Source organism: Nocardia aurantia (assembly GCF_009604425.1).
Taxonomy (GTDB): domain Bacteria; phylum Actinomycetota; class Actinomycetes; order Mycobacteriales; family Mycobacteriaceae; genus Nocardia; species Nocardia aurantia.
On record NZ_WEGI01000005.1, the window covers coordinates 424,954 to 440,953 of the forward strand.

13 protein-coding genes are annotated in these 16,000 nt (G+C 68.9%); 4 read left to right on the forward strand and 9 right to left on the reverse strand.

Features of this window, described 5'->3' with window-relative positions:
- Positions 1 to 166 precede the first annotated feature (166 nt).
- The 4 genes from NRB56_RS13660 to NRB56_RS13675 all read right to left on the reverse strand — a co-directional run bounded on the left by NRB56_RS13660 (position 167) and on the right by NRB56_RS13675 (position 5,943).
- Entirely contained in the window at positions 167 to 2,599 is a 2,433-nt protein-coding gene (locus tag NRB56_RS13660; RefSeq protein ID WP_153341915.1) for a transglycosylase domain-containing protein, read from the reverse strand.
- Positions 2,600 to 2,756: 157 nt separating this feature from the next.
- Complete coding sequence (locus NRB56_RS13665) at positions 2,757 to 3,590, reverse strand: carbohydrate ABC transporter permease (protein ID WP_194290838.1); 834 nt, start codon at positions 3,588 to 3,590, stop codon at positions 2,757 to 2,759.
- Positions 3,590 to 4,594, reverse strand: a complete 1,005-nt coding sequence (locus tag NRB56_RS13670) for a carbohydrate ABC transporter permease (protein WP_319942963.1) — start codon at positions 4,592 to 4,594, stop codon at positions 3,590 to 3,592. The genes NRB56_RS13665 and NRB56_RS13670 overlap by 1 nt, the downstream gene beginning before the upstream one ends.
- A gap of 47 nt (positions 4,595 to 4,641) precedes the next feature.
- On the reverse strand, positions 4,642 to 5,943 hold the full coding sequence (locus tag NRB56_RS13675; protein WP_153341917.1) for an ABC transporter substrate-binding protein: 1,302 nt from the start codon (positions 5,941 to 5,943) through the stop codon (positions 4,642 to 4,644).
- A gap of 122 nt (positions 5,944 to 6,065) precedes the next feature.
- Between NRB56_RS13675 and NRB56_RS13680 the strand changes: the two genes are divergently transcribed.
- Both NRB56_RS13680 and NRB56_RS13685 read left to right on the forward strand, forming a co-directional pair.
- Complete coding sequence (locus NRB56_RS13680; RefSeq protein ID WP_153341919.1) at positions 6,066 to 6,911, forward strand: DUF2786 domain-containing protein; 846 nt, start codon at positions 6,066 to 6,068, stop codon at positions 6,909 to 6,911.
- A gap of 160 nt (positions 6,912 to 7,071) precedes the next feature.
- The gene (locus NRB56_RS13685) at positions 7,072 to 7,587 is read left to right on the forward strand and encodes a TIGR04338 family metallohydrolase (protein ID WP_153341921.1); all 516 of its coding nucleotides are present in this window, start codon (positions 7,072 to 7,074) and stop codon (positions 7,585 to 7,587) included.
- 131 nt (positions 7,588 to 7,718) lie between these two features.
- Here NRB56_RS13685 and NRB56_RS13690 read toward each other — a convergent pair whose 3' ends face one another.
- Both NRB56_RS13690 and NRB56_RS13695 read right to left on the reverse strand, forming a co-directional pair.
- Positions 7,719 to 8,693 (reverse strand): o-succinylbenzoate synthase, encoded by a 975-nt coding sequence (locus NRB56_RS13690; protein WP_153341923.1) that lies wholly within the window; start codon positions 8,691 to 8,693, stop codon positions 7,719 to 7,721.
- A gap of 197 nt (positions 8,694 to 8,890) precedes the next feature.
- A complete protein-coding gene (locus NRB56_RS13695; RefSeq protein ID WP_153341925.1) occupies positions 8,891 to 10,420 on the reverse strand; it encodes an FAD-dependent monooxygenase in 1,530 nt (509 codons plus the stop codon).
- Between the two features lie 361 nt (positions 10,421 to 10,781).
- Here NRB56_RS13695 and NRB56_RS13700 point away from each other — a divergent pair, with 361 nt between their 5' ends.
- On the forward strand, positions 10,782 to 11,498 hold the full coding sequence (locus NRB56_RS13700; protein ID WP_153341927.1) for a TetR/AcrR family transcriptional regulator: 717 nt from the start codon (positions 10,782 to 10,784) through the stop codon (positions 11,496 to 11,498).
- Positions 11,499 to 11,513: 15 nt separating this feature from the next.
- Here NRB56_RS13700 and NRB56_RS13705 read toward each other — a convergent pair whose 3' ends face one another.
- Both NRB56_RS13705 and NRB56_RS13710 read right to left on the reverse strand, forming a co-directional pair.
- Entirely contained in the window at positions 11,514 to 12,953 is a 1,440-nt protein-coding gene (locus tag NRB56_RS13705; RefSeq protein ID WP_319942964.1) for an ATP-binding protein, read from the reverse strand.
- A gap of 98 nt (positions 12,954 to 13,051) precedes the next feature.
- Positions 13,052 to 14,221 carry a thiolase family protein gene (locus tag NRB56_RS13710; protein WP_153341929.1) on the reverse strand — a complete coding sequence of 390 codons (1,170 nt, stop codon included), beginning with the start codon at positions 14,219 to 14,221 and terminating at the stop codon, positions 13,052 to 13,054.
- A 99-nt stretch (positions 14,222 to 14,320) separates the two neighbouring features.
- Here NRB56_RS13710 and NRB56_RS13715 point away from each other — a divergent pair, with 99 nt between their 5' ends.
- Positions 14,321 to 14,818, forward strand: coding sequence for a winged helix-turn-helix transcriptional regulator (locus NRB56_RS13715; RefSeq protein ID WP_153341931.1), 498 nt, complete (start codon positions 14,321 to 14,323; stop codon positions 14,816 to 14,818).
- 25 nt (positions 14,819 to 14,843) lie between these two features.
- On the opposite strand, the gene NRB56_RS13720 is transcribed toward NRB56_RS13715, so the two are convergent.
- A complete protein-coding gene (locus tag NRB56_RS13720) occupies positions 14,844 to 15,911 on the reverse strand; it encodes an ABC transporter ATP-binding protein (protein ID WP_153341933.1) in 1,068 nt (355 codons plus the stop codon).
- Between the last annotated feature and the right edge of the window lie 89 nt (positions 15,912 to 16,000).

A 16,000-nucleotide genomic window follows, 5' to 3' on the forward strand; every position in this document is an offset into this window, starting at 1 on the left:
CGCGCACATCCTTCCGCATCCTGCCACCGTCGCGCCGTATCGGCCCATCGCAGCGCGCGGCGGCCGCCTCGGAGTAGCACCGAGAATCCCAGGCGCACCGCGCTTCACGCTTCCCACCCTATCGGCGCGCCGGGCGCGATGGTCGGATACCGGATTCGCGCTGTGCCTACCTTAGGCCGGGGACGTGGAGTCCGGGGAAGATCTCCCCGGGGAACGGCTCGGGTTGCGGCTCCGGCGCGGGCGCCGGTTCCGGGGCGGGCGGGAAGCTGATCACCGGCGGCGGCGAACTCGGCGGCGCCAGCACGTCGAACGGGCCCTGACCGGGTGCGGAGGACGAACTCGGCGCGGGCGCTCCGGAGACCGCGGGCGCGCTGGGGGTCGCGGGCGCGATCGACCAGAACGGCCCGGACGCGATCGACGGTTCGGGCGGCGCCGGGAACTCCTCGACCGGGGTGCCGCGCAGCGCGCCGTCCATCGTGTGCTTCCAGATGTCGGCGGGCACGGTGGACCCCCAGATCGCCGCGCCGTGGGCCCGGATGGCCTCGGACTGCGCGGTGCCGATCCACACCGCCGTCGACAGCGAGGGGGTGAAGCCGATCATCCAGGCGTCCTTGTTGGCACCGGTGTCGCCGAGCTGGGTGGTGCCGGTCTTGGCGGCGACCGGCCGCCCGCCGGCGAGCACATGCCCGTTGGAGTATCCGGCGATCGGCAGCATCGCCTGGATGGTGGTGTCGGCGATGGTCCGCGGCAGCCGCTGCTGGCCCGGCGGCAGTACGCCCTTCGCGCCCTCGGTGCCACGATCCAGCAGAACCCGGCCGTCGCCCGCGACGACCTGCTGCACGAAGTACGGCTTGTGATAGATGCCGTCCGCGGCGATCGTGGCGTACGCCGACGCCATATCGATCGGCCGCACCGAATACGAACCCAGCACGATCGAGGGCGTGGGCATGCCGTCCGGTTCGGTCAGGGTGCGGCCGGGCACGCCCGGAATCTGTTCCGGGATACCGGCCATATGGGCCGCGTCGGCGACCGCCTTCGGTCCGACCGCCTCGGTGAGCCGGTAGAAGCTGGTGTTCAGCGAGCGCTTGAAGGCCTCGGCCATGGAGCACACCCCGCAGGAGTCGCCCTCGGCGTTGGTGACCTTGGTGTCGTTGACGGTGACCGGTGAGCTGTCCAGCTGATACGACAGCGGCATGCCCTGCTGCAGTGCGGCGATCACCGCGAAGGTCTTGAACGCGGAACCGGTCTGCAACGGCGCCTGCGCGAAATCGAAGCCGACTCCGTCCTCGCCGCCGTAATACGCGCGGACCGCGCCGGTGTGCGGATCGATCGACACCACCGCGCTGCGCAGATCGGCGGACTGGCCGTCGAGCGAGTTGTGCACGGCGTCGAGGGCGGCCTGCTGGGCGCGGGCGTCGATCGTGGTGACGATCCGCAGCGCGCCCGTGTCGACCTCCTGGTCGCTGATGCCCGCGTCCTTCAACTCGCGCAGCACCGCGGTGCGGATCAGGCCCGCCGGTCCCTGGGCGCCGTCGTCGGCGGGCGGCGCGATCGGCGCGATGGGCGGGAACACCAGGGCGTCGCGATTGCCGGGCGCGAGCCAGTTCATCTCCACCATGCCGTCGAGCACATAGGCCCAGCGCGCCTTCAACTGGTTGAGGTGGGTCTCCGGATCCAGCAGCGCCGGCGTGCGGACGACTGCGGCCAGCACTGCGCCCTCGGCGAGGGTCAGTTCCGGCACCGACTTGCCGAAGTACGCGCGCGCGGCGGCCGCGATGCCGTACGCGCCGCGGCCGTAGTAGATGGTGTTGAAGTAGGCGGCGAGGATGTCGTCCTTGTTCCACTGCCGGGCCATCTTGGCGGAGATGATCAGCTCGCGCATCTTGCGTGACAGGGTGCGATCCGAGGTGAGGAACGCGTTCTTCACGTACTGCTGGGTGATGGTGGAACCGCCCCCGGCGTCGTCGTGACCGAACAGGTTGTCCCGCGCGGCACGCAGATAGGCGCTGGTGTCGTAGCCGGGATTGGTGTAGAAATGCCGGTCCTCGGCCGAGAGCATCGCGTAGCGGACCGGCTGCGGCACATCGGACAGCGGGACCGGGGTGCGGTTGCCCTTCGGCGGCACCACCGTCGCCAGCACGGTACTGCCGTCGGCGGTGAGGACGGTAGCGATCTGGTTGCTGCGGACCGCCGACGGATCCGGGATCTCCGCACTCCAATAGGCCAGGGCCAGCAGCAGCGACGGGATCACCACGAAGAGGAGGAACACGGCCGCCACCGCTCGCAGAATGCGCTGGTTGCGGGTCCGTTTCGGCCGTGGCGCCGAGGGATCCCGGGGCGACGGCCGGAGGCGGCGCTGCAACGGGGTGCGGGCACGACGGGCGGCGGCCGCCCGGCGGCGCGCGGTGACGGATTCGATCTCTTTCCAGCCGGCGATCGTCGAGACGACCGGTGGCTCGGCCGGCGGCGGCTGTTCCCCGGCCGGTATGGCATCACCGGATGCACCCTCCGAAAGCCGAGAACCCTCCGACCGTGCGCGCGAGTCTTCGCGATCCTGCGGGCCGGGGCGGCGCCGCTTGCGATTCGAGCTCACGGTCATCTCCTCCCGGAGAAATCGGTGAACCTGTACGAGCTACCGGTGGAATAGCACCACGAACGAAGAATAACCCAGCCTTCATGCCCGCGACCGGGCACACAACCCCACCGCGCCAAGATGATTCGTGATCGTAGCAGCGGGGTCCGACAGCGAGCCGGGCTCAGCTCTTGACGCCGCCCGCGGTCAGACCGGCGATGATGCGACGCTGGAAGATCAGCACCATGATCACCAGCGGCACCGTGACCAGGGTGCCCGCCGCCATGATCTCCACGTACGGCGGCACCTTCGGATCGTTGCCGGAGAACCGGGAGATGGCGACGGTGACCGGCTCGGTCTTGTCCGACGACAGCAGTCGCGCCAGCAGGTACTCGTTGACCGCGGCGATGAACGCCAGGATGGCCGTGGTGAACACGGCGGGTGCGGCCAGCGGCAGCATCACCAGCCGGAAGGCCTGGAACCGGCCGGCGCCGTCGATGCGGGCCGCCTCCTCCAGTTCCCAGGGCAGTTCGGTGAAGAACGACGCCAGCGTGTACACCGTCATCGGCAGCACGAAGGAGATGTTCGGGATGATCATCGCCTGGTAGTGGCCGATCCAGCCCAGATCGGTGAACAGCTGGAACAGCGGCGTCACCAGCACCACGACCGGGAACATCGAGGCCGACAGGATCAGTCCGGACACCACGCCCTTGCCGCGGAAGTTCACCCGGGCGAGCGTGTACGCGGCGAGCATGCCGAGCAGCAGCGCGATCACCATGGTGGCCGCGCCGATGATGACGCTGTTGATCAGCGCCCGGCCGAAGTCGTTACCGCGGGTGGTGTCGAACACGTGCTGGAAGTTGGCCAGCGTGACGTGGGTGGGCCACGGGGTGCTGTCGAAGGTGTACGCCGGATCCCGGAACGCGGTGACCGCCATCCAGTAGAACGGGCCCAGCCCCCAGACGAGCACGATCAGCGCGGCGACGTAGATCCGCGCGGATTTCAGGCGTTTCGTCATCAGTGCGCCTTCCGCTGGTCTTCCTGAGTGGCGACGGCATTCGCGCCGAGCACCTTCACCAGCAGGAACGCGACCGCGAAGATCATCAGGAAGGTGATGACCGACAGTGCCGAGGCGCTGTTGGGACCCTGGCGCACCTGGTCGACGACCAGCATCGAGATCGTCCGGGTGGACGGATTGCCACCCATCATGATCGCGGGCAGGTCGTACAGCCGCAGTGCGTCCATGGTCCGGAACAGCACGGCCACCAGCAGCGCGGGTTTCAGCAACGGCAGCGTGATCTTGGTGAACCGCTGCCAGGCCGAGGCGCCGTCGACCCGGGCCGCCTCGTAGACGTCACCGGGGATCACCTGGAGTCCGGCCAGCAGCAGCAGCGCCATGAACGGGGTGGTCTTCCAGACGTCGGCGATGATCACGGCGAACCGTGACGGCCACGGATCGGTCTTCCACAGGATGTGGGTGCCGAACAGGTGGTTCACCACGCCGTCGTACTGGAACATGTACTCCCACAACCGGGCCGTCACCGCGGTCGGGATCGCCCACGGGATCAGCACCGCGGCGCGCAGCACCGCGCGGCCGCGGAAGGTCTTGCCCATCACCGCCGCCATGCCGAGCCCGAGCGCGGTCTCCAGCAGGACGGTCACCACGGTGAACAGCAGGGTGATGCCGATCGCCGCCCAGAACTGCGAACCGAGGTTGCCGGTCGGGCAGGTTTCGATGCTGCCGCCGGGCAACTGACACTGCTGCAGCAGCCAGTGTGTGTAGTTGTCGAAGCCCGCGCCGCCGCCCTGGACGAACATGCCGCTGGCGGCGTCGAGCCCGGAGTCCTTCTGGAAGGACATCACCACCGCCCGGACCACCGGGTAGCCGATGACCACGGCCAGCGCCAGCAGCACGGGCGCGACGAACACCCAGGCCCGGCCCGAACCGGGAAGCAGGCTGCGGCCGGCGCGTGCCGGTTTCGCGGGCGCGGCCGACTCGGTGGTTCCCGAAGGATCTGACACCGTGACTCTCTCCTACGGGAACGACTCGACGGGATCGGGGACGGCGGTTACGAACCGGCGGCCTCGATGCCCTTCTGCATGCCGGTGATCGCGTCGTCGACCGACTTGGTCCCGGTCAGGGCAGCATATGCGTTCTCCGAGATGGCCTTCGACACCGCCGGGTAGAACGGGGTGACCGGCCGCGGCACCGCGCTGGCGATGGAATCCTTCAGCGCGGGCAGGTACGGCATCTTCGCGATCAGCGCCGGATCGTCGTACAGCGAGGCCCGCACCGACGGCAGGGCGCCGTCGGCCACGATGTGCTGGGCGTCCTCACTGATCAGGAAGCGCAGGAAGTCCAGCGCGGTCGCCTTGTTCTTGGAGTAGGCGCTGATCGCCGCGTTGTAGCCACCGAGGGTGGAGGCGCCGATGCCGTCCTTACCGGGCAGCGGCGCGACCCCGGTGTTGCCCTTGGTCGCGGCGGAGTCGGCGTTGGCCGGACCGTAGAAGCTCGGCCAGGTGCGCAGGAACAGCAGTTTGCCCTGGGCGAAGGCGTTCTGGCTCTCGGTCTCGGTGAAGGAGGTGGACTCCTTCGGGATGTCGCCGTCCTTGAACGAGTCGACGAGCACCTGCAGGCCGGCGCGCGACTGCGGGCTGTTGACGGTGGGGGTCTTGCCGTCCGGGCCGACGAAGGTGCCGCCGTAGGCGTTGATCACCTCGGCCGCGTTCACGGTGAGACCTTCGTAGTTCTTGAACTGCCCGGTGTAGCAGTCGATCCCGTGCGACTTGGCGACATTGCAGTCGGCCAGCAGCTCGGACCAGGTCTTGGGCGGGCTCTGGATCAGGTCCTTGCGGTAGAACAGCAGGCCGCCGTTGGTGTTGCGCGGCGCGGCGTACAGCGTGCCCTTGTAGGTGGCGCTGGCGACCGTCGGCGACAGCAGCGTCGACGTGTCGATCGAGAACGAGTCCTTCAGCGGCTGGATCCAGCCCTTGGCCGCGAATTCGGCGGTCCACGGGACGTCCAGCGCCATCACGTCGTAGTCCGGCTGCTTGGCGCCGAGGTGCTGGGCCAGGTCGTCGTACTGCGCGGAGGCGTCGTTGGACTGTTCCTTGAAGGTGACCTTCTCGTCCGCGTGCGCGGCGTTCCAGCGCTCGACCAGCTGCTTCACCACGCCCGTCTCGGTGGTGTCCTTGCCCTCCACGTAGGTGATGGGCCCACGGCCGGACAGGTTCTCGCTCAGCGGATTGCTGCTGCCGGAACTGGAACAGGCGCTGGTGAACGCCGCGGTCAGCAGAGCGGCCGACGCTGCCGCCAGCGCGGCTCGGGACACGAGAGATCGACGCCGGGGCGCCATCTTGTTCAAAGCCATCGCGGATACTCCAGGGTCGAGACGTGAGCGCCAGCACACTCAGCCGGTTGCCCTTGGGAAGATACATGGTCGTCACTTCTCCTGCCCGAGGAGTGTCGGTCCGTTCTCGTATCCTGGCCGCCATGTCCACCCAGACCGGCGCCCCGACCCAGGACAAGCTGCTGACCCGAATCGGCGGCCTGTTGCGGCAGGCCGAGTCGACCGACAACGAGCACGAGGCCGAGGCCTTCCTCGCCGCCGCACAACGCCTGGCCACGCGTTCCTCGATCGATCTGGCGGTGGCGCGGGCACATGTGGCCGGGCGCGAGCGGCGCGCCACCCCGGTCCAGCGGATGATCCCGATCGGTGAGCCCGGCAAGCGCGGTTTACGCACCTATGTGCAACTTTTCGTGGCGATAGCCGCCGCCAACGACGTTCGTTGTGATGTGGCACGAACCTCCACCCAGGTCTACGCCTACGGATTCGACACCGACATCGCCACCTGCGAGGCGCTGTACGCGAGCCTGCTGGTGCAGATGGTGCGGGCCTCCGACCAGTACATCAAGTCGGGCGCGTACAAGACGGCGACCGTGGAGAAGATCGTGGTCGAATCCCGCTGGGGCCGTAAGGTGCAGCGCCGCGTACAGGCCCCGGTCGCCGCGGTGACGGCCCGGCTGAACTTCCAGATGGCGTTCGCTGCCCGCGTCGGCCGGCGGCTGGCGACGGTGCAGGCCGACGTCCGGGAAGAGATCCTGCGCGAGGAGGATTCGGCCCCGGGCACCGCGATCGCCCTGCGCGACAAGGACGTGGAGCTGACCGACTTCTATTCCCGCACGTCACAGGCGCGCGGGGCCTGGCGTGGCCCGCAGGAGTCGGCGAGCTATTCGCCCGCCGCCCGCCGCGCCGGCGACCGCGCGGGCCGCGCCGCCCGCCTGGGCACCGCCCCCGAATTGGGCGCCGCCCGGGGGCAGTTGGACGAGAGCCGGTGAACATCGGCTGTCCCGGATACGCCACCGGCATTCGTGTGCGGCGGTGCGAGCGGGTATCCGGTACGAGTGGTCGGCGGAACGGACGTACCGGCCGCAGGGGTCGACCGTTGATGCCCGCCCAGCTGTGCGGCGGGCCGATGACCGGGCCGGTGCGAACCCGATGAGCGGCGGGCGCGACGGTCAACGGTCGCGGGTGTACGACGCGGAAGGGTTGGTGCGCAGGATCTTCGACCGCGCCGACGAGCACGGCGCCCGCGCGGTGGAACTGCACGGCTCGCACCTGACCCTGCCGATCGAGCGGAAATTCGCCTCGGTGGACTCGGTGCAGACCTACGCCGACAAGGTGCTGTCCCTGAATTGGGTTCGCGCGCAATGGGACCGCGCCGCCGCACCGATCAGGGTGCGGTCCCGCGCCGGAGCCGCCGCGGCGCACTACGAATTCGAGAACGCGGTCCTCGCGGTCCCGTTGCACACCGGCGAAACCGCCTGGGCCCTGCGCGAATTGGTGATCCTGCACGAACTGGCCCACCATCTGGAGCCGTCCGGCGCGGACCTGGCCCCGCACGGTCCCGAATTCTGCTCCCGCTACGTCGATCTGGTCGACGGCATCGTCGGCCCGGAAGCCGCCCTGGTTTTGCGCACCACCTTGCTGGGCTGCGGTGTCCGGCTGGGCTGACCTCGGCACGTGACGGCGAGTGGCATCGGCCCGAGGATCGCGCCGCCGAAACCATGGTGTTGCCGACCTGCCGGGGCGTCCGGGACGGGAAGCCGGATTCGGCGACCTCTCGGTGAACCGGGCATCTCGGTTCAGGGCAGCAGTAGCCGCACCCGCTCCAGCCGGGTGCGCCACCATTCCACGCGGTCCGGATCCGGATGCCGGAAGCGTTGCAGCCGTGCGGGATCCGGAGCCGGTGGGGTGTTGAGAACCGGGAGATGGCCGTCGACCGGCCGGAGCGAGTCGGCCACCACATCCCCCTCGAACAGGTTCACGGTCCCCAGGCCGCAGGCGAAATCGAGTTCCGGCAGCGCGCCGGCCAGCGCGAGCTGGGCCGAGAGGCCGATGCTGGTCTCCAGTGCGGAGGACACCACGCACGGCAGCCCGACCGCCTCGGCGACCCGCAGGGCGCGCCGCACCCCACCGAGCGGGGTGCATTTCAGCACGGCGATGTCGGCGGCCTCGGTGACGGCCGCGCGGAGCGGATCCGCCGCGCGGCGGATGGATTCGTCGGCGGCGATCCGGACATCGATGCGGCGTCGGACGGCCGCCAGTTCCTCGACATCGCGGCAGGGCTGTTCGACGTATTCCAGTCCGCCGGCGGCCTTCTCGATGAGCTGGATGTGGTGGACCGCGGTCTCGATGTCCCAGATCGCGTTGGCGTCCACCCGGATCGCGCCGCCGGGCCCGAGCGCGTCCCGGACCGCCTCCACCCGGGCCAGATCCTCGGGCAGCGAGCCGGGATGATCGGCGATCTTCACTTTGGCTGTCCGGCAACCGGATTCGGTCACGATCGCGTGCGCACGGACCGGATCCACCGCCGGCACGATGCAATTCACCGGAATCCGGTCGCGCACGGGAGCGGGCCAGCCGACGGTGATCTGCTCCACCGTGGTGGCCAGCCAGCCGGCGGCCTCCCGATCGTCGTATTCGGCGAACGGGCAGAACTCGCCCCACCCGTGCGGGCCCTCGATCAGGACGCCCTCCCGGACGGTGATCCCCCGGAACCGGGTGCGCAGCGGGATCGCATAGACGAACGCGGCCCGGGGATCCAGCAGATCGTTCATGAAGTCAGAGTAGATCTCGAGCGGTCCGGCCGACCCGAGAGGAGACCCCGTCGATGTACCCCACCGGCACGCCTCCGCAACCGGGCGCCGTAACGCGCGTGTCTCCCGCTTACCGCCGCAGCCACGGTGCCACGGCTTGCGCGATCGGTGCTACCCGCCTGCCGTGTACTCGGTATCGAGGCAGCGGGTGCGGCCGGTTATGTGTGTCGCGGCGAATTCGCCGGCACCGCTGCCGAGGCGGCCGGGACGCGTCCGACCCAGCGCGTCAGCGCCGTTTCCAGCCCGGAGAGGTCGCCGGACGCGGCCGCCCACGCGACGAAGCCGTCGGGACGAATCAGCAACGCGTCCGATCCGGCGCCGGCCGAGCGGCCCTGGATCAGGTCCAGGTCTCCGGGGTAGGCGGCGGCCAGGGCCGGCAATCGGGCGTCGCCCGCGAGGTCGACCAGCAAGGTGCGGCCGGAGCGGGCGTGCTCGGTCAGGCGGGTGCCGTCGTCCAGCCGGAGTTCGGGCATCGTCATCCCGACCAGTGGATGGCCGCCGCCGAGCTCGTACCGCTGCCCCAGCCCGGAGACCTGCTGCGCGTAGTAGGTGGATCCGTCCCGGGTGCCGAGGAAATCGGTGACCACGTGGCGTAGCGCGCGGCTGTCGGCGTCGCCGCGCATGACGGCGACCTGCGCGCGCGTCCAGTCGAGCACCCGGGCGCCGACCGGATGCCGTTCGGCGGTATAGGTGTCGAGCAGGCCCTCGGGCGCTCCGCCCCGAACCGTGGCGGCGAGCTTCCAGCCCAGGTTGACGGCGTCGCCGATGCCGAGGTTCAGGCCCTGACCGCTGAACGGCGAATGCACGTGCGCGGCGTCCCCGCACAGCAGAACGCGACCGCGGCGGTAGGTCGTCGCCTGCCTGGCGTTGTCGGTGAAACGCGTGCCGCCGTGGATCTCGCTGACGTGGACGTCGGCCCCGCTGACCCGCCGCAGGCTCGCCTCGATCTCGGCGGCGGTGACCGGTGCGTCGCGATCCGCCGGCGGACCGTCGAATTCGACGGTCCGGACCCGGCCCGGCATCGGTCCGTGCACGTACACCCCGGTCGGCGTGTGCTGCCAGCCCGCCCCCAGACCTTCGGCCCCGGTCATGACCACGACCGCCTGCCGGCCGGTGATCCCGGGATCGGTGCCGGTGAATTCGAAACCGCCCAGCCGCCGGACCGTACTGCGGCCGCCGTCGCATCCGACCAGCCAGGCCGCGCGCACATCGCCGTCGTCCAACTGCACCGTGACGCCGTCCTCGTCCGCCCGGAATCCGCGCAGTTCGACCCCGCGCCGCACCTCGGCGCCGAGTTCCACCGCGCGTGCGCCGAGAACCCGTTCCACCTCGAGCTGTGGGATCTCCATGAACCAGCCGTTCGCGCCGCGACCGCGGAGGACGGGATCGTCGCGATCCACCGGATCCGCGGGCACGAGGATCCCGCCGAAATGACCGGCGAAGGCGGGTCGCCGCGCCGCCGCCGGCGCCAGGGCGGACAGCTGTCCTCGTCGATCGAGTGCGGCGGCGGTGGCGGTGTTGATCCCGCCCGCTTTCACCGCGGTGTCGGGTTCGTGCCGCCGCTCGACGACGAGCACCCGCGCGCCGGCCAGTTGCAGCTCCGCGGCGAGCATCAGCCCGACCGGTCCGGCGCCGGCCACGAGCACGTCGCAGTCGATTCGCGGTGTCGGTGTGAACTTCTCGAACATGGAATTCTCTCTTCGCTGTGGATACCGGATCGCTTGCACCGCAACCGGTCTCGACTACGAGATCCGGCTGGACGGTCGCTGTGGTTCCGGGGTCGAGCCGACCCGGCGGCAATGGCGTGCCGGGGTGAGTGCCGACCACATTCCATGGGCCGAAACCGTCGCCTGTGGCCGGTCGAGGTGTGGATGTCCGGTCACTGTCGGTGTTCGACGTGCCGAGCTTCCGGCTTCGTCGGACGATGCGGCAGCGGGCGGGCACGGATGAAGCGCGGAAACCCGATCGAACTCTTACGAACATTGTTCTACAGACGAACAGTGTTCGTGTCAACAAGAACTATGCTCGTTCACCACTAGACTGCCCCTCATGGCCTCGCCCCCGCAGCGACGACGTGCCGCACGGCATCAGCAACCCCTCGCCGAGGACACCGGCGTGACCAGGCGCGGCGCGTCCGCGGGCCGCAAACAGCCCATCACCGTCGACGTCATCGTCGAGACCGCGCTCGGCATCGTCGAACGAGAGGGTTACGCCGCGCTCACCATGCGGCGAGTGGCCGCCGCCCTGGAAACGGGTCCGGCGTCGCTCTACGCCCACGTCGTCAACAAGGAGGATCTGGACGACCTCCTGGTAGGCCGGCTGTGCGCGGAAATCGAACTCCCCGAACCGGATCCGCGCACCTGGCGTACCCAGCTCATCGACGTCTGCACGCGCATCCGTGACCGATACCGGCGCTATCCGGGTACCTCCCTCGCGGCGCTGGCGGTGGTCCCGACGAATCTGGAGACCCTGCGCGTCAGCGAGGGCATGCTGGCCATCGTGCTGTCCGGCGGCATCGATCCGCAGACGGCGGCCTGGGCGATCGACGCCCTGTTCCTCTACATCAACGCCTTCTGCCTGGAGAATTCGCTTACCGACCGCTCGGCGCTCGACCGGGACGAACTCCCGCACCGCTTCGCCGCCCTCCCCGACTCCCTGCCCAACACCAAGCGCTACGCCGCCGAGCTGACCGCGGGCACCCCCGAGGACCGTTTCGAGTTCACCCTCGGCCTCATCCTGGACGGCCTCGGCGCACGCAACCTTTGACGGGCCGGCCGTGATTCACCCCTGCCACGCCTGAATCACCTGGCCCGGCCCCCAGATGATTTCGTCGCCACCCAGCACGACGTTCTCGGCGAGTCCCGACAGCGAGGCGATGACCAGCCCGTTGCCGTCGAATCCCGGAATTTGTGCGGCCGAGCGGCGAAGTTCGTGTAGATCGTGTTTGTCGAAGGCGGTGCCCAGCCATTTCACCGAGCCCGCGAAATGGATCCGGCTCGCCACGGGTGCTCGATCGGCGCCGACCAGATCCACTTCGGGGTTGAACTGACGATTCCACCAACCTCCGACGTTCTGTACATCCGGCCACGGTAGCCGGCCCGACAGCGCGGCCAACTCCAGTGATTGCCGCACCATCGGTTCGACCGCTCTGCCGCGCCAGGTATGCCATTGCCGGTCGACAACCGTCATGGCCGCATCGGGGCGTCCCCGTCGCGCCAGTTCGTGAACAGTCCGCAGGAAAGCGAGATACAGCCGCAGGTTGCTGTCGTCCACGCGGTACAGAGCGGGTTTTCCCGGCGACGTGGACAACGGTTCGTCGACCGCCAGGACCCGCTTCTCCGTGACAAGTCGTTGCAGCAGCGGCGAGAGCGACCCGGATGGAATCGCGCCGGCCCGGCTGCCGGCCGCGGCGGCGATATTGGCATGCGTCCGCTCACCACTGCCGACGGCTTCGAGCACACGGCGTGATTGGTCGGGTGCGGGGAATTCCGCGAGCAGCGTGGATTCCGGTATGCCGAAGACCGGCGCCGCCGGATCGAGACATTCTTGCCGGAGGAAATCAGCGGCGGACATCCCTGGTGGCCAACTGCGGAGAATTCCGGGAATACCACCGGACACGAGATGCGCGTCGATGGCGTCGGCGGGGGGCAACGTCAAGGCGTCTCCGACCTCGGCCGGATTCAGCGGACCCAGTACCAAATTGTCGGCTCGCCCGAAGAACGGCCGGTCGTACGCGGTCAGCCGCTCCATCATGTGAATATCACTGCCGAGCAGTAGAAGCAGTACGGGCCGACGCGAAAGCAGGCGATCCCACGCAGTCTGTAATGCGCCGTCGAACAGATCATCCTGCTCGGCCAGCCAGGGCAGCTCATCGATCACCATGATCGAAGGGGTATCGGGAAGCGCTGCGGCGAGGATGCGGAACGCGTCCGGCCAGCCGCCGGCGGCGTGCGTCGGTACGAGTTCACGATCGGCCGGCAAGCTCGATTCGCGAATCGAGCCGACGAACCAATCGACGGATTCGACCGGGGAGGCTCCCTTCGTCGCCGTGAAGTAGCAGTAGGGGACCTGGGCGCGATCGCAGAATTCCTGGATCAACCGGGACTTACCCACTTGGCGGCGGCCGCGGACGGCTACGGCGACTCCGGCCGCTGCCGCATACTCCAGCCGCTTTCCCAGCACCGCGAGTTCTGTCCTGCGCCCGATGAACCCGACTGTCACGTTGCTCCCATCTATGTAGATCCGATCTACATAGATGATAGGACAACGATCCCGGGTCCGGTGAACACCCGATCCCGGGAATCGCCTCGGAGATGTCCTTACAAGCGTTCGAAGATGGTGGCGTTGGCCAGTCCACCGGCCTCACACATGGTCTGCAGCCCGAACCGGGCGCCGCGCTCGGCCATGGCGTGGACCAAGGTGGTGGCCAGCCGCGCGCCCGACGCGCCGAGCGGGTGGCCGATCGCGATCGCGCCGCCGTGCACGTTGACCTTCGACAGGTCGGCGCCGGTGTCCTGGGCCCAGGCCAGCACCACCGCGGCGAACGCCTCGTTCACCTCGAACAGATCGATGTCGGACAGTCGCAGCCCGGCGCGTTGCAGCACCTTGCGGGTGGCGGGGATGACCGCGGTCAGCATCAGCAGCGGGTCGTCGCCGGCGACGGCGAAGCTGTGCAGCCGGGCCAGCGGCCGCAGGCCGAGCTCCTTCGCCTTCTCGCTGGTGGTGATCAGCACCGCGGCGCTGCCGTCGTTGATCTGGCTGGAGTTGGCGGCGGTGATGTTCCAGCCGATCTCCGGGAAGCGGGCCGCGTAGCCCTCGTGGTAGAACGCGGGCCGCAGGCCGCCGAGGGTCTCGAGCGAACTGCCGACCCGGATGCCCTCGTCGGTGGCGAGTCCGGCCAGCGGTGCGAGCTGCGCCTCGAACAGGCCGTTCTTCGTTGCGGCCGCGGCCTTCTCGTGGCTGGCGAGGGAGAACTCGTCCATCGCGGTGCGGCCGATGCCCCAGCGGGACGCGATCAGTTCGGCGCTGATGCCTTGCGGCACAAGCTCTTCCGGATAGCGTTCGGCGAAGGCGACGCCGTTGAGGTCGGTGGCGCCGATGGTGCTGGAGCCCATCGGGATTCGGCTCATCGACTCCAGGCCGGCGGCGACCACGACGTCGTAGGCGCCGGCGATCACGCCCTGCGCCGCGAAGTGGATGGCCTGCTGACTGCTGCCGCACTGCCGGTCGACAGTGGTCGCGGGGACCGATTCCGGATAGCCCGCAGCCAGCGCCGCACGGCGGGTCACATTGACCGACTGCTCGCCGACCTGGGTGACCACACCGCCGATCACATCGTCGATGAGACCCGCGTCGATCCCGCTGCGGTCGACCACCTCGCGCAGGCTGTGCGCGAGCAGGTCCACCGGGTGTACCTCGTGCAGGGCGCCGGTCGCCTTGCCCTTGCCGACGGGAGTGCGCACGGCTTCGACGATCACTGCGTCTCTCATGGCCAGTCCTTCCGATTGTCGCAATCGGCCGGCTACCTAACTCGGCCGATCTATAGTCAGAGTAGGCGCTGGCAATAGTTGTCACAAGTCAGATGGGCTATGATGTCGGTCATGGCCGTAGTTCTGGAAGGTCCGTTACGCGATCTCGCGTCCTGGCAGCCCGCCGAATGCTCCATCGCCAAGGCGTTGGACGTCATCGGCACGCGCTCGGCGATCCTGATCCTGCGAGAGGCGCTGTACGGCACCACGCGATTCGACGGATTCGCCGCCCGGGTCGGCATCACCGACGCCGCCGCGGCCACCGCGCTGCGGCGGCTCACCGAGGCCGGACTGCTGCGCAAACAGCCCTACCGCGAGGAGGGCAAACGCACTCGCCACGAATACGTGCTCACCGAATGCGGGCGCGACGCGCTCCCGGTCGTGCTGGCGTTGTGGCAGTGGGGCGACAAGTACCTGCAGGACGGGGTGCCGCCGCTGGAGCGGGTCGAGAACGACACCGGCGAGCCGGTGCGCCTGGACCTGCGCGCTCCCGACGGCACCGAGGTCCCGCTGGAGAACGTGCGGGTGCGGGTGAATCGATCCTGGCGCCGCCGCTGACTCGCGGGCCCGCGGCGGCGACCGGTCAGGCCAGCCGGCGGCCGCTGGCCGGATCGAAGAAGTAGGTGTGCTCGGTGTCGGTGCCCAGCGTCAACCGCTCGCCCTTCGCGGGCGGATTACGCCAATCCACCCGGGACACAATGGTTTCGCCGTCGCCGGCCGTGCGGCCGTAGACGTAGGCATCGGAGCCCAGCTCCTCCACCACGTCCACCTCGATCGCGACACCGTCCGCCGCGATCTCGAAATGCTCGGGCCGAATCCCGACCACGACCGAAGCACCCCCGGCGGCATCGGTGACACTGCGCGGCACCGGCAGCGCGTGCCCACCGAGCGTCACCGCACCGTCGCGCACCGGCAGCGTGAACAGGTTCATCGCCGGCGAACCCATGAATCCCGCCACGAACAGATTCGCCGGATTCCGGTACAGATCACGCGGACTCGCGCACTGCTGCAACATCCCGTCCTTCAGCACCGCGACCCGATCACCCATCGTCATGGCCTCGACCTGATCGTGCGTGACGTACACGGTGGTCGTGCCCAACTGCCGCTGCAACTGCGCGATCTGCGTCCGAGTCTGCACCCGCAGCTTCGCGTCCAGATTCGACAACGGCTCGTCCATCAGGAACACCTGCGGTTCCCGCACGATGGCCCGCCCCATCGCGACCCGCTGCCGCTGCCCACCGGACAACGCTTTCGGCTTCCGATCGAGATACTGCTCCAGATCCAGCAACTTCGCGGCCTTCAGCACCCGCTCGTCCTTCTCCGCCTTCGGCACCTTCGCCATCTTCAGCGCGAACCCCATGTTCTCCGCCACCGTCATGTGCGGATACAACGCGTAGTTCTGGAACACCATCGCGATATCCCGCTGCTTGGGCTCGGCATGGGTGACATCCCGATCCCCGATCAGGATCCGCCCCCCATCGACCTCCTCCAATCCTGCGAGCATCCGCAACGAGGTCGACTTCCCGCACCCCGACGGCCCGACGAGAACCAGGAACTCGCCGGCGGCGATCTCCAGGTCCAGTTTGTCGACAGCCGGTGTGTCCGAGCCCGGGTACAACCGGGTCGCGTGGTCGAACGTGACCGTAGCCATGCTGAATCAATCCCTTCACCGGCAGGAACGTGCCGGACGATCCGAGTAGAGGGTGTGCGGCGGCACCGCAGACGGCATCTTACTCAGCG